This is a genomic window from Allocoprococcus similis (genome assembly GCF_054660775.1).
Genome location: NZ_BAAHSG010000048.1, coordinates 1 through 14,822, shown reverse-complemented (window position 1 = coordinate 14,822; position 14,822 = coordinate 1). Strand labels below are relative to the sequence as shown.

The window sequence follows — 14,822 nt, the reverse complement described above, 5'->3', positions numbered from 1 at the left end:
AACATAATTAACATTATGTCGTCATTCTACAAGCATCTCTAACATTTCCATACTCTTTTTCCATTCCATAATTCCATCCGCAGCATAAATCCTTGTCACCTCGATACTGCTGTGTCCCAGAATATCCGCAAGCTGCACCAGATTTCCAGTAACCCTGTAAAAAATTCTTGCAAACATATGTCTGAAATTATGCGGAAATACTTTTTCGGTTTCCACCCCGGCACTTACTGCAAGCTGTTTTAATTCTCTCCATATATTCGACCGGTCTTTTTCATGACCCGATCTTGTTATAAACACATTTCCCTTTTGAATCCTGTTTTTTCTTATATAATACAAAAGTCTTTTTCTCAACTGATCCGTTAAAATAACCGGTCTGTATTTTCCTTTATTCCACACCTTCACAATTCCGCTTTGAACACTATCAACTGAAAAATATCTCAGCTCACTGATCCGGATTCCTGTCCCCGCAAGCGTCTCCATAATCATTACAAGCTGTTCCTTTCCCTGCTCTTTTGCTTTCCGCACCAGTTTGATATAATCGGATTTCTGCAGTTCTCTTTCCATCATCTTTGAATTACAGCCCTGCGCACGGACTCTGCGGAGCTTCCATTTTCCAAGCCCAACAGCAAGTAAATACTGATTCAGTGCCACAAGCATCGAATTTACACTGCTTACTGCATAATGCTGTATCAGCCACTCCCGGTAAGCAAGCAGAAGTTCCTTATCTATTTCTTCCGCTTCTGCTGCATAGGAATAAAAAGTCGTCACATCCGTCATATATTTCTTCTTTGTTGCCTCCGAAGCTTCCCGCTCGATCAAATATTCCATAAAGATTTCTTTTTCAAATTCCATTCCGTTCATAATGTGTCCTCCTTGTTTTTTCTCTTTACTCACATTATTTCACAGATCTGAAATATTATTAACCGAAAAAGCAGCAGGACAAAAACTTTTGTCATTGTCCTGCTGCTCATATCCGTCTATTTTCCTTAATTGATTCTAATTTAAATCCAGACTCTTTATCCAATCCCGAATTTCAAAATCATTATCTTTTATTTTTCATATAAAAACTCTTCTGAAAGAGTAACATTAAAATCCTTAGCCAGATGCCTGAAATTATCAGGTGTAATTGTCTGCAGTTTATCAGGTCTCATTGACAGCATTTTTACCAGAATCTCTGCTGACTTTTCCGCTGTATGCATGAGTCCAAATGTAAGATCAAAATCCTCCCCTGCTGCAAACATTCCATGATGTGCCCAGATGGCAAGATCATATTTCTTCATAAGTTCACTTGTCGCTACAGCAATTTCTCTTCCCCCCGGAACCATCCATGGAACTACACCGATTCCATCCGGAAATACTACCGGACACTCTGTTGCCATTTCCCAAAGTTCTCTTGTAAAGACTCTATCCTCAAGTGGAAGGACAAATGTAAGTGCTATGATATTAGTCGTATGTGCATGATATACCACTCTGTAGTTTGGATTCTGAAGCTTCTTTACTTCGAGATTCATAAGATGGCTAGGCAGCTCACTTGTCGGTCTTCCACCATTCACAAGTCCCCATACGATACGGTAATTTTCGCCCTTTTCATCAAGCTCTATCATACAGATGGAATCCTCCGGCTTGATTATCACGTTTCTGAAATATTTTCCGCTTCCAGTCACAAGGAAATACTCTCCGGCAAGCTCTGGCACTGTTGTTCCGATTGGCTGCCACTCCTTTGGCTCAAAATTCTCTCTTACTGACTCTACCTCATCTGCCTTCACACGATATGAGAGGTTTCCGCCATTTCTTTCGTGCCAGCCCTGCTCCCATCCGTCATTCGCCATACGTATAAATCCTTTTACAAATTCTGCATCTAAAAATTTCATGATATTTTCCTCGCTTTTCTACTATATTTAAACTACTGTTTTATACTTGATCACCTGCGCAAAACCATACTACACTGTACCTTTTATAGATATGACTATGTTCTTATCTGCATACAATATCAACCGGCACATCCAGTATCTTTGCCACCTTGAGTATTGTATCGATATGCCTGCCGACTGCTGCTGCCATGTGATGTGTAGGACCTGCTTCGCTCCATCGGTTACAGAATTCTCTTGCTCCGATTGAAAAGCGCGTTCTCATATTTGTGTCACCAAATGTGAATATCGGGCCATCCTCGTTTACACCCTCTGCCACAACAAACTTAAATTTTCCGTTCATATCCTGTGTGATTCCAAGGTATGTTACAGCTCCGACAGGTGGATAGAACTGTGTCAGATATCCGCCGCCTGTTTTTCCGTGAAATACATCTACAATCTTCATGGTCGGCTTTTTTGCCTGTGAAATATCAGCATCTCCCGAACCTGAATGTCCGATGATACAGATATCCTCATTAAAGTCGATGGAATACATCTCCGAAAGCTGGCCTGTACCGGAAATCGTTTTTAAAATGCTCATAGCCATAGCAACCTTCATATCTCCCTCAACTGCACAGGCTGTTCCCTGCTTTATAAGCATTGAAAACGCCGGTATCAGCATACTGTCAAGCTTTCCTGCTATTCCCTGGGCAAAACCGTCATAATGAGAGGCTATCATTCCAAGCTCTTCTTCCTTTACCCATTCTTCAAATGCCACAACATATTTTGCCATGTCCCATACAGTCTCAACTGTAGCTGCTTTATTGTCTTTGTCTGGTGCTATATCAAATGTCGCAAGTATATCCTCAGCCTTTGCCCTGATTGCGTTCTCATCTGTGATATGGTCAGCGATCGCCCACATTTTCTCCCAGTCAAACTGCTTTGTGTAAAGTCCCATGCGGTTATACAGATTGGTCTCATCGATATACAGATCCATCATTCCCGGATATGGTCTTCCGATCTGTGCGATATTGGTATAGCGGAATCTTCTTCTGACCTGTGCTGCCTTGCACCACTGTGCTATCTCCGTTGCCACATAATCATCTCCACCTTCTACTACGCCTGTGATCACTGCATGTCTCTTCCCTGCTCTTTCAAGGTCTGCAACCATCTCTCCGACTGCTCCGCATGCATACAGCTCACCCAGCCATTTCGGTGTGTCCGTATTCGCATAATCCGGTGCTTTGAGCTTTTGAACGTTCACCAGAACAACCGGCACATTTAAATCTCTGATTGCAGGAAGCATATTGTAGCTTGTCGCATATGTGAGAAGCTGTAAAATCACCAGATCCACATCTGCCGCCCTGAATTTGTCTCCTGCTTTCATTGAAAGCTCTTTTGTGGTAACAATTCCACCATCCACCAGCTCAACGGTATCCGGTATTGTCTTTTTAAAAGACTCATACTGTGCCTCGAACTCCGGAACGAGTGTCGGAAACTGTGGCAGGTATGCGCCGAGCGCTATCGAAAATACACCAACCTTTGCTTTTGTTTCTACTAACATTTGTTTTCTCCCTTCTTTTGATAGCAATTTTGCATTTATCATTTATAAATTCGGACTATATTCTTTTATTTCAAAAGAATCGAAAATGCATTGTCTTGCAGCTTTTAAATCGTAAAGTTCTTTAGCTGCGATCATTTGTGAAGCTATATTTCCTATCGCAGTGGCTTCGCCCGGTCCCGCGTAAACAGTCATTCCTGTTTCCTTTGCGGTAAGCTCATTCAGGTAAGCTGCATTTGAGCCTCCCCCGACTACATATATATGCGAATATTGCTTTCCTGTCAGCTCCTCTATCTCGTGAGCAGTCCCTGCATAGCACCTTGCCAGGCTGTTATAGATAACGGCTGCCACCTCTGCGACCGACTGTGGAATCTGCTGTCCACTCTCACTGCATGCTTTTTTTACTTCCTCTGTCATGCTTTCCGGTGCTAAAAATCTGTCATTGTTCGCATCCACCACTGACTTTATATCCTCTTTTGCTGCCATCTCACATATTTCAGCAAAACTCATATCCTGTGCGATTTCTTTCTTTACCGACTGTATCATCCACAGTCCCATAATATTTTTCAGATAACGGAATCTGTGATCATAACCGCCTTCGTTTGTCAGATTGCACTTCATGCTGCCGACTGTACAGTCTGCTTCTTTAAGCTCTGTTCCCATAAGTGACCATGTTCCTGAGCTGATATACAAAGCAGCATCCTCCTGCGTTGGAATAGCCATAACAGCGGACGCAGTATCATGCGTCGGTGGAAGAATGACCGTGCAGTTGAATCCCACCTTTTCCTGAATGGCATTTGTTAAGTCTCCCAGCTCATATCCCGGACTTTTTATTTCTAAAAACAATTCCTGTGGAAATCCAAGCTTAGCTATGAGCTGATGATCCCAGTCCTTTGTCTTCGCATTTACAAGCTGGGTAGTTGATGCATTTGTATATTCCTGAGCCTTCCTTCCGGTTAAAAGAAAATGGAAATAATCAGGTATCATAAGCATTGTCTTTGCATTTGCAAACATATCCGGATTTTGTTTTTTTACAGCCATCAGCTGATAAATCGTATTAAAGATCTGTTTCTGAATACCGGTTCTTGTGTAAAGTTCTGTCTCCGGTACAAACTGATACACTGCTTTGTCGATGTCCTTTGTTCTGTCATCCCTGTAGGCAACCGCATCTCCAAGCATTCTGTCGTTTTCATCCAACAGGACAAAATCCACAGCCCATGTGTCAATTCCCATGCTGTGTGGAATTTTTCCCATTTTCAGACACTTTTTCATGCCTGTAAGTATTTCCTCAAAAAGTCTGTCCACATCCCACACCTTATGACCATCTTTTTCTGTCATGCCGTTTGGAAAGCGGTAGATCTCCTCAAGCACCATCTTTCCGTTTTCCATGTGTGAAAGCATATGTCTGCCACTTGAAGCGCCAATGTCAACCGCAAGATAATATCTTGTATCCATATGTGAGTTCCTTTCTTTTTTGTTCTCGGTGGTTCTGAATAATTACCTTTTTTCTGTACTCAATATAACAAAAATAAGGACAGCTTTTTAGAACCTCATTAGTTCAAAAAACTGTCCTTATTTTCCATCCTATCGTGTTTTATCTTTTATGTTTTCTTTTCTGTATTTGTGCGGTGTCATTCCGTAACGCTTCTTAAATTGCCTGAAAAAATAGCTTTGATTCTCATACCCGACATCCAGGGCTATTTCTTCAATCGAAAGCTTTGTATCGCACAGCAGAAGAACCGCCATCTGAAATCTTTTTCTTTGCAGAAGCTCCTGAAAATTGTATCCGGTTTTTTGCTTTATCAGTTTGCTTAAGGCAGTCATAGACTGATTCGTATCCTCTGCAATTCTCGTCAGACTGGCATTTTTACAGTCACTGTTAATATATCCGAGCACTGCCTGGACGATCGTCTCCTTATAATCCATAGAAGAGTTATGGCTAAGATTTTCCAGATGATTCAGCAGATACAAAAATACAATCCCCATGGAATATTGGTTTATTATATCTTCGTTAGCATATCCGTGCAGCATGGATTCCACCATATTTTCCATAAGGTTTTCGACCTGCTCATTCTCCTGCAGTCGAAACAGAAGGTAATGCGAGACCGGATCCTTTTGTCTGAATACGCTTGTCACAAACCGGGCAAGAACATTCTCTTCGCCAAGCATAGATAAAGGTACCTCAAAAAATTCAGGAAGTGCAATAAAATTTATACCTATGTCCTGATAATCCGCTCTTTTTATTGAATGCACCACCTGCTGGTTCAGCATCAGGACATCACCCTTATGAAGTACCAGCTCTTTTCCTTCTATGCAATGCGTAATACTGCCCTGGATAACATACATAATCTCTACATAATTGTGTCTGTGTTCCGGAAAATCGACAAAACGGCTATGCGGACGTACTGTAATAAGCTGTCCTCTGCCAAGCAGCAGTTCCCTGTCTATTTCCTCTATCTTTTCTTTCACATACAATTGTCTTTCAATGTCACCCTGACCGTCCAGATATTTCTGTTCTTCTTCCGATACCTTCATTAGTTCATCCAACAGTTTCTGTTTCATATAATATCCCCTTTATAATAGCAGAATTCCAAAATTGATCAGATTCTTAGTGTATGACGTACCTGTAGTCGTACTTTCTCCTACTTTTGCAAGAAAGTCATTTACTCTAAGCATAAAGTATATTTTTCAAAATGAACACCCCCTGGAGCAAAATTTGTCACCTATTCTAAAGAAAAACCGAGTAGGAGGCGGTGACTAACCGCCGACCTCTCACAACACCGTACATACTGCTCTCGTATACGGCGTTTTCAATAGTCATCACATCAGCCCCCGGTGCACAAGTATTAAAGAGCAGGTAAGAAAGGATAGAATTTCTTACCTGCTCTTTTTATATCTGACTTTAGCATTTCTTTGCTAATATAAAGGAATGTCCTTCCATTTTTACTGCCTGAAGGCTGACTTTTTTACCGGTATATAAATCCATATACTCGCCCTCTTCTTCAATCCAGGCTGTCCGGCTCTCTTCTGCGAAATTAAAAAGTGCTGTCATCTGCTCGCCCTCCATCTCCCGCACAACTCCAAGGATTCCATTTTCCCAAGTGTCTAGCGTCCAGACATTTGCCGATGCGTCAAATACTTTTTCCTTGCTTCGAATAGATCTAAGTTTCCCAATTCCATCAAACAGTTCTTTTTGTACCGTTCCTTTTCTCTTTCGTCCGTCTGCCAGCTTCCAGTCAAATTTTCCTCTGTGGATATACCTGGAATCGACCTGTTTTTCCGGATCATTTTTATAGGTATAATCATTTACCTGACCAATCTCATCTCCACTATAAAGCATCGGAATTCCGGATTGTACCATCATATAAGCGTGCAGCATCAGATCGAATCTGACCGCACGTTTTTTCTTTTCTTCATCTTGCTCAAATCCGGCACTTTCAATTCCACACATGGAAGCTGTCGTTGCACAGAATCTGGCATCTCCTGTTATCGGATCTTCATTATAAAGTTCCCCTCGGCTCACACTATCTGCGATCTTTCCCGTGAAGAAGTCATTCAGATATCTTTTGTGTGGGACTTCCTGCATTCCCCAACCGGCAAGTGTCTGGAAATCCAGTCCCCATCCAATATCATCATGACATCTGAGATAATTTAAGAAAGTATACTCTTTCGGAAGGTTGTTCATAATATCAAGCTGCATCCGTAAAAGTCTGGTATCTCTCGTCGCAACCGTATTCCATGTCGTAGCCATCATGGTTACATTATAAAGCATATGACATTCCGGCTTTTCTATGGTACCAAAATAAGGAACTACTTTTTCCGGTTCCATCACGACTTCCCCCAATAATACAACCGATGGACACACAATCTCCCCGATCATACGCATCATCCTGACTATCGTGTGTACCTGTGGAAGATTTCTGCAGCTTGTCCCCATTTCCTTCCAGATATAAGGAACTGCATCGATCCGCAGAATGTCAATCCCCTGATTGGCCAGGAAAAGGAAATTATACATCATTTCGTTAAACACCCTCGGATTCTTATAATTCAGATCCCACTGATAAGGATAAAAGGTAGTCAACACGTAGTGTCTGATTTCAGGAAGCCACGTAAAATTCCCCGGTGCTGTTTCCGGAAATACCTGTGGCACTGTTTTCTCATATTCCCTGACATAGTTTTCATTGTCACAGAAGAAATACCGGCTCATATATTCGCCTTCACCCATTCTTGCCTTCTGTGCCCATTCATGATCTTCGGAAGTATGGTTCATTACAAAATCCATACACAGATTCATGTCTTTTTCATGGCAGGCTTCAGCCAGATCTGCAAGATCTTCTATGGTTCCAAGCTCCGGCTTTACTTTTCTGAAATCCGCAACCGCATAGCCGCCATCGGATCTTCCCTTTGGCGAATCGAGAAACGGCATCAGATGAACACAGTTTACACCACATTCTTCCAGATACTTAAGCTTTCCTTTGACTCCCCTTAAATTTCCGGCAAAATTATCAATATACAGCATCATTCCCAGCATGTTTTTCTTACGATACCACGCCGGATCCTTTTCCTTCTCCAGATCTCTCTTTCGAAGTTTCGCATTTCTTGCATGATAGTAATTCTGCATCTGTTCGCAGAGTTCTGCAAACATTGCTTCATTATCATATAATTCCATATAGAGCCAGCGAAGCTCATCTAAATGCTTCGCCAGTCTCTTTTCAAAAATCTCATCTTTATTTCTCATTTTTAATCAACCATTTCCAGATAAATCTGATATGCCATGTACTCACCGAATTCAAGAGGCATCGGCATACCAGCTTCCATCAGAGCCTCTGCCGGATAAATTTTTCCGGTATTTGAATCTTTATAGAATTGTCCGGCACACAGACCTTTCAGTTTTACATAATTAACCGTCATGTTTCCATGGATTTCGAGCATAATCACATTTACAAGGGCTTCTCTTCCATCTTCTGATACAAACTCCCAGGCACCGACTTCTTCTGCGAATGGATTGCTCAGTCGATAATAAAGCCCATTTTGTACGAGTGGTGCATATTTTTTGTATTCTATTATCTGTTCCCGGATCTCTCTGCGCTCTTCATCTGTCATTTTCGCCGGATCCAGCTCATAGCCAAAAGTTCCTGCCATAGCACAGACACCTCGTGTATGAAGGGATGTTTTTCTTCCTGTCTGGTGATTCGGAACTGCTGATACATGAGATCCCACTGCTGATACCGGATATCCAAAGGATGTTCCGTATTGAATCCTCACACGATCCACTGCATCCGTATTATCACTGCACCAGATCTGTGGTGTATAATACAGCATTCCCGCGTCAAAACGACCTCCTCCACCACTGCAGCCTTCGATCAGAAGATCTGGATAGCGGTTTATAATACGCTCCAGGAAATCATAAAGTCCAAGCATGTAGTCATACTGCACACTACCTTGTTCTTCTGCTGTCATAGAATATACTTCTGCCATACTTCGGTTCATATCCCATTTTACATATTCGATATTTCCCTGATCGAGCACCTGACACATCTGCTCATAAACAGCATCCACAACTTCTTTTCTCGAAAAATCAAGGAGTAGCTGGTTTCTTCCTTTTACCGGTTTTCTTCCCGGGATCTGAATTGCCCAGTCCGGATGTTCACGGTAAAGATCACTGTCTTCATTTACCATCTCCGGCTCAAACCAGAGCCCGAATTTAACACCTAACGCATTGATCCTGCTGATCAGGTCACCAAGACTTCCCTGCAGCTTTTCTTCATTTACCTTCCAGTCGCCAAGTCCACTGTTGTCATCATTTCGACTTCCAAACCATCCATCGTCCAGTACAACCATATCGATTCCCAGATCCTTTGCCTGCTCGGCAAGATGATAGATATCTTCTCCCGTAAAATCAAAATAGCATGCTTCCCAACTGTTGATTAGTATCGGTCTTACTTTTTCTTTATATTTTCCGCGACACAGATTTTTACGGATACATCTCTGCAGATTCTGGGAAAGCTTTCCAAGTCCCTGATTGCTGCAAGTTAAAATAACTTCAGGGATCACAAATTCCTCTCCTTTTTTCAGTGGATAAGAAAACTGTTCTTCCTGCAGTCCCATCTGCATTCTTGTCTGCCCGAACTGATCCTTTTCTACTTCTGCCTTAAATCCTCCGCTGTATACAAAAGACATTCCATAACAGGTACCGGCATCTTCTGTCGTTTCTTTTTCTGCCAGTATCATCATCGGATTGTACTGATGGCTGGATGTTCCTCTGCGGCTTCCAATTACAAAAGCTCCATGTCCTACCGGTGTTCTTTGCATATTTCTTTCCATCGCATGGCGGCCGTAAAATGAAATCACATCAAACTCACCGTGAAGAAGATCAATACAGGCTGCCTGTGCTTTTGTCAGTCTGATTTTATCTTCTTCTGTATTAATCACTTTTGCACTTCTTGTGATCACATCATACTCCGGAAGAACTCCATAAAGTAATTCTACCTGTAATCCTGTCACCTGATCTTTCATATAAATGATCAGAGTCTGGGCTTCCTCTTCGGCAGCATAAACTGCCGGAAGTCCCTTCAAATTGTATTTTCCATTACAAATCTCATATCCCTGATATCTAAGATCGCATCCAAAAGAACCATCTGCATTTACAAGATCAAGCACCGGACTCCTGAAATCTCCTGTCAGTCGACACGGAAATTCCTGCGGCAGCACATCAAGGGAATATGTTCTGTCATTTCCTGTATCCTGCGGATTTCCTGAGAAGCCACGGTCTGCATAGGTCAGAAGATAGTCCATAACTCCATCTGTCTTTCTTCCATAATATAAATGCAGTAAAAATCCATATGCATCAATCTGCATCTGATACGTTGTATTTTGGGTATGTAATGTAAATGTTTTTGCTTTCTCGTTGTATATGATTCCCATGTTCTTCTCCTTAAGCTTCTGTCAAATTTATTTTACTGCGCCATTTACAACACCGTTCAGAATCTGTTTCTGACAGATCAGATAGAAAATCAAAATCGGAAGCAGTGCCAGTAAATAGGATGCAAATGCAAGATTATAATTGGTTCCAAATTGTGTCTGGAATGTCATCTGTGCAAGTGGCAGTGTGTTCACATCACTACCTGCCAGAATTACAAGTGGTGTCATAACGTCATTCCATGTACCAAGTGCTGTAAGTACCGCTACTGTTGCATGCATCGGTTTCATGATTGGGAAAATAACGCTCCAATAAGTTTTCCAGGTTGTTGCCCCGTCTACATGTGCAGCCTCTTCCAGTGCCATCGGAATATTTTTCAGATAACCGGAGTATAAGAGCACATTCATCGGCATATAAAATACAAGATAACACAAAATAACACCGAAAATATTGTCAATTCCCATCTGTGCTGTCTGCTTCACAAGTGGCATCATCAAAATTGCAAATGGAACAAACATACCGCTTACAATATAAAGATAGGCTACTTTGTAAAATTTACTGGTACTTTTACTTCTTCCGATCACATAACCGATCATAGAATGAATCAGAATGGAAAGAACTACCGTTACAATCGTTATCAGCACACTGTTGCCCAGTGAATGCCAGAAATCTGTTACACGCATTGCTTCTGCAAAGTTAGAAAAACTCCAGCTTTTCGGCAAAGATAAAATTCCGGAAATACTGTTTGTCATTTCCGACGGTTTCTTAAATGCAATCACAACTGTAAGATAAAGAGGAAAAATAACGGTTACAAGCCCCAGAATCAATAAAATTGTGATTGGCCAGTTTACTCTTTCTTTCACCTTTACTTTCATTATAACTGTTCCTCCTTATTTCCCAAAAAGTTCATCTGTAATACAGAGATCACAACGATCACTACAAAGAACACAACTGCATTGGCACTCTGGAACCCAAACTGTCCTCCTGCCATACCATTGTTATAAATCAAAAATGAAATTGATTCCGTACTCTGTGCCGGACCTCCTTTTGTAAGAGCCATGATCTGATCAAATACCATCAGGAAGTTTTTCATACAGAGTACCATGTTGATGGTAAAGAACGGAAGGATCAGAGGAAATGTCAGATTTCTGAATTTTTTCCATCCGGTCGCTCCATCAAGGGAACCTGCTTCGTATACATCCTCCGGTACCGTCTGAAGCCCGGAAATATAAATGATCGTATTCATCGCAACAGACTGCCATGCACATACAATTACGATCGCAATCCATGCCCATTTTGAGCTTGCCAGAATACTGTCACCTTTTCCGCCCATCATTTTTACAACTGCCGGAAGAATATAAGTGAAAAAGTAATTGAAAATATAGCCCACTACAAGTGCTCCTAAAATATTTGGAACGAAATACATTCCTCTGAGTGCACTTTTAAATTTAATTTTGCTGTTTAATCCCAGTGCTAAAATAAGACTCAACACATTTACAACAATTGTTGCAACAATTGCAAGCTTGAATGTAAACAGGTAGGATTTTCCGACTCTTGCATCAGTAAATAAATCTGCATAATTCCGAAGACCTACCCAGTCAAACTCGCCATATCCTCGAAAATTTGTAAAACTATAAATAACACCTTTAATAAGTGGCAGCGTATTAAAGCAGAAAAACAACGCAAGTATCGGTATCGTAATCAGTAAAAATGTCCGCTCTCTGCCATTCATCTTTTTCAATTTATTCATGATCTGTATCCCTCCTACTTGCCTGCTTCATAATCTTCCATCATACGAATGATATCCCGGTTATATCTGTTCCAGTCTTTGTCAAATTTTTTCAGGAATGCGTCAACATCCTGGTTTATGAGAAATGTCTGGATTTGTGCATCGACTGCCATTTCTGACGGATAATAGTGATCCTGGTAATCCGCCATACGGTTATCCTGAATATATGGTTTCATATCTTCCAGTTCCGGAGCTAATGCAAAATCTTCGTCTTTACAAGGCACCGCATTCTGTGCATCTAAGTATGTCTGGATACTATCATGATCCATCAGGAAATCAAGTACTTCATATGCTGCGTCCTTGTTTTCACATGCGTCCATCACACAAAACTGAAGGTCCACTCCTGAGTTTAATACATTGTCCTTTTCTGAATCATTAGCCGGCATAACAAAAGAACCGATATTCATATCCGGATTTACAGATTTGATCTGCGGAATTGCATAGCTTCCGATTGTATACATCGCTGATTCACCATTTGCAAATGCAGTACATGCATCGTTGTATCCGTATGCAAACGGTCCATCTTCACCATAGTTTAACAATTCAAGCATTTTTTCTGCCACTTGCGGATATTCTTTGGAGAAGGTTGTTTCTCCCTTATTCACCTGCTGACAAACATCGGATGGTGCAAGTCCAACTGCAAGTGCATTCCAAGGTGCAAGGCAGGTCCAGGTATCTTTAAACCCAAAATAAAGTGGCTGGATTCCTTCATTCTGAATTTCATCACAGAGAGAAACAAATTCATCCCAGGTCTGTGGAATTTCCCATCCATGCTCTGCAAACATATCTTTGTTATAGAGCACTCCTGCCGCATTTGCCACATACGGAAGCCCATATGTTCCTTCTGTCGGAACAAACTCCAATCCTTCAATAATATCCAGATATGCAGGTTTTACTTCACCAAGTCCTTCATAATCTGAAAGGTCAGCCAGTATTCCTGAATCAACAAAATACGAATAATTGATATCTCCTCCGATTCCGATAATATCCGGATAATCTTCCCTGATAAAACGTGTTTTCAAAATTGTTGTCGCATCATTTGGGGAAGATATTTTTAAGTGGATATCATCATGTGTTTCATTAAATTCTTTCTCGAGCTGTTCAAATATATCTACCGCCTCCGGTTTATACTGAACCAGTTCAATTTCCACTTTTCCGCTTTTTGAATTTTGCTGACATCCCTGTAATACAGCTGATGCCGTCAGAATACAAGACATTCCCAAAACAATTGCTGCTCTTTTCCTTCTCATTTTTGCTCCTTCCTCACAGGTATATTCGTTTTTAGTTACCGCTCGATATATCAAGTACTTTCTTTGTAGTTGTATTATAACCTACCATTATGCGACTATAAATATCATTGTATTTGAATTTTTATTCCAAAATGCTATTATTTTCTTCTTTTTTGCTAAATGCATAGCATTTTGGTATATTTTAGTTGCAATCTATTTATTAAATCAGTAGAATAAACATAAATATATATATCAACTGACTTAACATCTGCTAAACATCATTTTTTCACGGCAGAGCACCTATGAGAAAGGAATTATTATGAAAGAACTTATGTTTTCAGTATTTCCAAGCGAGAATTTTGTCGATCTTGGATTGTATCAGTTTGGTTACGAACAATGTGAACCGGCGCATAGTTTTGGTCCTGCCGTCCGTAATCATTTTCTTTTTCACTACATTATCTCCGGCACCGGAATTTTAATGGCAAATGATTCTCACGGTGTAACACAGACCTATCACGTAAAAAGTGGCCAGGGCTTTATGATTTTCCCTGGTCAGATCACTACTTATATCTCTGATGAAAAGCTCCCATGGGAATATACATGGATTGAATTTGACGGACTGCGTGCAAAGGAAACCATTGAACTTTCCGGACTTAGTTTGGATAATCCGATTTATAAAGCTACTTCTAAGGATCTGCGTGAAATACTGAAAGAAGAACTTCTCTATATTGCAAGTCACGGAGACGCTACACCATTTCATCTGATCGGGCATCTCTATCTTGCAATTGATGCTCTTATTCGTTCTACTTCCATCATGCAGACATCGAAAATCAGCCGTCTTCAAGATTTTTATATCCATGAAGCCCTATCTTATATAGAGCAGAATTTTCAGAACGATATTTCTGTCGAAAACATCGCTGCTGTATGCGGATTAAATCGGAGTTATTTTGGGAAAATATTTAAAGATGGAATTGGAAAATCTCCACAGGAATTTTTGCTGAATTATAGAATGATTAAAGCTGCTGAATTATTAAAACTGACAAAGTTTTCCATTAAAGATGTAGGTAATGCAGTCGGTTATCCCAACCAATTACATTTTTCCAGAGCCTTTAAAAACATTTACGGTGTCTCGCCAAGAGACTGGCGTAATCAGAACAGACTTAAATAACACAAAAAAGAATGCGCTCTCATAGAATCAGACGCATTCTTTTTTCCTCAGAAATAAATTTTCTTATATAAAAAAAACTGCAAACCCTTATGGTCTACAGCTCCCTTACTTTTCTCATGTACCTTCAAAACCACATACAAACTTAAATCTTTACTCCATCCATTTTCTCTTACCCTGTCCTACCTTCTTGGTTATGCCCTCGACCGATTAGTAACAGTCAGCTCCATGCATTACTGCACTTCCACCTCTGCCCTATCTACCTTGTCGTCTTCAAGGGGTCTTACAACTTGCGTTGGGATATCTCATCTT

General features: G+C 40.8%; 11 protein-coding genes and 1 rRNA gene. 1 reads left to right on the top strand and 11 read right to left on the bottom strand.

Going from position 1 to position 14,822, the window contains the following annotated elements; all coding sequences use genetic code 11:
• Window positions 1-21 precede the first annotated feature (21 nt).
• The 10 genes from ACYQ5K_RS15910 to ACYQ5K_RS15865 form a co-directional block, all read right to left on the bottom strand.
• Window positions 22-861 (bottom strand): tyrosine-type recombinase/integrase, encoded by an 840-nt coding sequence (locus ACYQ5K_RS15910; protein WP_173689075.1) that lies wholly within the window; start codon window positions 859-861, stop codon window positions 22-24.
• A gap of 188 nt (window positions 862-1,049) precedes the next feature.
• Window positions 1,050-1,871 (bottom strand): rhamnulose-1-phosphate aldolase, encoded by an 822-nt coding sequence (gene rhaD / locus ACYQ5K_RS15905; RefSeq protein ID WP_173689076.1) that lies wholly within the window; start codon window positions 1,869-1,871, stop codon window positions 1,050-1,052.
• A 103-nt stretch (window positions 1,872-1,974) separates the two neighbouring features.
• Window positions 1,975-3,411 (bottom strand): L-arabinose isomerase family protein, encoded by a 1,437-nt coding sequence (locus ACYQ5K_RS15900; protein ID WP_173689077.1) that lies wholly within the window; start codon window positions 3,409-3,411, stop codon window positions 1,975-1,977.
• A 42-nt stretch (window positions 3,412-3,453) separates the two neighbouring features.
• The gene (gene rhaB, locus ACYQ5K_RS15895; protein ID WP_173689078.1) at window positions 3,454-4,863 is read right to left on the bottom strand and encodes a rhamnulokinase; all 1,410 of its coding nucleotides are present in this window, start codon (window positions 4,861-4,863) and stop codon (window positions 3,454-3,456) included.
• A gap of 129 nt (window positions 4,864-4,992) precedes the next feature.
• The gene (locus ACYQ5K_RS15890) at window positions 4,993-5,970 is read right to left on the bottom strand and encodes an AraC family transcriptional regulator (RefSeq protein ID WP_459777952.1); all 978 of its coding nucleotides are present in this window, start codon (window positions 5,968-5,970) and stop codon (window positions 4,993-4,995) included.
• A gap of 340 nt (window positions 5,971-6,310) precedes the next feature.
• Window positions 6,311-8,146 (bottom strand): alpha-amylase family protein, encoded by a 1,836-nt coding sequence (locus ACYQ5K_RS15885; protein ID WP_173689080.1) that lies wholly within the window; start codon window positions 8,144-8,146, stop codon window positions 6,311-6,313.
• Between the two features lie 2 nt (window positions 8,147-8,148).
• Entirely contained in the window at window positions 8,149-10,332 is a 2,184-nt protein-coding gene (locus ACYQ5K_RS15880; RefSeq protein WP_459777950.1) for an alpha-galactosidase, read from the bottom strand.
• 27 nt (window positions 10,333-10,359) lie between these two features.
• On the bottom strand, window positions 10,360-11,202 hold the full coding sequence (locus ACYQ5K_RS15875) for a carbohydrate ABC transporter permease (protein WP_117555417.1): 843 nt from the start codon (window positions 11,200-11,202) through the stop codon (window positions 10,360-10,362).
• On the bottom strand, window positions 11,202-12,077 hold the full coding sequence (locus ACYQ5K_RS15870; RefSeq protein WP_459777949.1) for a carbohydrate ABC transporter permease: 876 nt from the start codon (window positions 12,075-12,077) through the stop codon (window positions 11,202-11,204). The genes ACYQ5K_RS15875 and ACYQ5K_RS15870 overlap by 1 nt, the downstream gene beginning before the upstream one ends.
• 14 nt (window positions 12,078-12,091) lie before the next feature.
• Window positions 12,092-13,366, bottom strand: coding sequence for an ABC transporter substrate-binding protein (locus ACYQ5K_RS15865; RefSeq protein WP_459777947.1), 1,275 nt, complete (start codon window positions 13,364-13,366; stop codon window positions 12,092-12,094).
• A gap of 298 nt (window positions 13,367-13,664) precedes the next feature.
• Here ACYQ5K_RS15865 and ACYQ5K_RS15860 point away from each other — a divergent pair, with 298 nt between their 5' ends.
• Complete coding sequence (locus tag ACYQ5K_RS15860) at window positions 13,665-14,513, top strand: AraC family transcriptional regulator (RefSeq protein ID WP_459777946.1); 849 nt, start codon at window positions 13,665-13,667, stop codon at window positions 14,511-14,513.
• 187 nt (window positions 14,514-14,700) lie between these two features.
• Here the strand turns inward: ACYQ5K_RS15860 and ACYQ5K_RS15855 are convergent.
• A 23S ribosomal RNA gene (locus ACYQ5K_RS15855) occupies window positions 14,701-14,822 on the bottom strand; the annotation flags it as partial.

Coding starts and splice junctions, on each gene's coding strand:
- ACYQ5K_RS15910 (WP_173689075.1), bottom strand. CDS start 861: ATGAACGGAATGGAATTTGAAAAAGAAATCTTTATGGAATATTTGATC.
- rhaD (WP_173689076.1), bottom strand. CDS start 1,871: ATGAAATTTTTAGATGCAGAATTTGTAAAAGGATTTATACGTATGGCG.
- ACYQ5K_RS15900 (WP_173689077.1), bottom strand. CDS start 3,411: ATGTTAGTAGAAACAAAAGCAAAGGTTGGTGTATTTTCGATAGCGCTC.
- rhaB (WP_173689078.1), bottom strand. CDS start 4,863: ATGGATACAAGATATTATCTTGCGGTTGACATTGGCGCTTCAAGTGGC.
- ACYQ5K_RS15890 (WP_459777952.1), bottom strand. CDS start 5,970: ATGAAACAGAAACTGTTGGATGAACTAATGAAGGTATCGGAAGAAGAA.
- ACYQ5K_RS15885 (WP_173689080.1), bottom strand. CDS start 8,146: ATGAGAAATAAAGATGAGATTTTTGAAAAGAGACTGGCGAAGCATTTA.
- ACYQ5K_RS15880 (WP_459777950.1), bottom strand. CDS start 10,332: ATGGGAATCATATACAACGAGAAAGCAAAAACATTTACATTACATACC.
- ACYQ5K_RS15875 (WP_117555417.1), bottom strand. CDS start 11,202: ATGAAAGTAAAGGTGAAAGAAAGAGTAAACTGGCCAATCACAATTTTA.
- ACYQ5K_RS15870 (WP_459777949.1), bottom strand. CDS start 12,077: ATGAATAAATTGAAAAAGATGAATGGCAGAGAGCGGACATTTTTACTG.
- ACYQ5K_RS15865 (WP_459777947.1), bottom strand. CDS start 13,366: ATGAGAAGGAAAAGAGCAGCAATTGTTTTGGGAATGTCTTGTATTCTG.
- ACYQ5K_RS15860 (WP_459777946.1), top strand. CDS start 13,665: ATGAAAGAACTTATGTTTTCAGTATTTCCAAGCGAGAATTTTGTCGAT.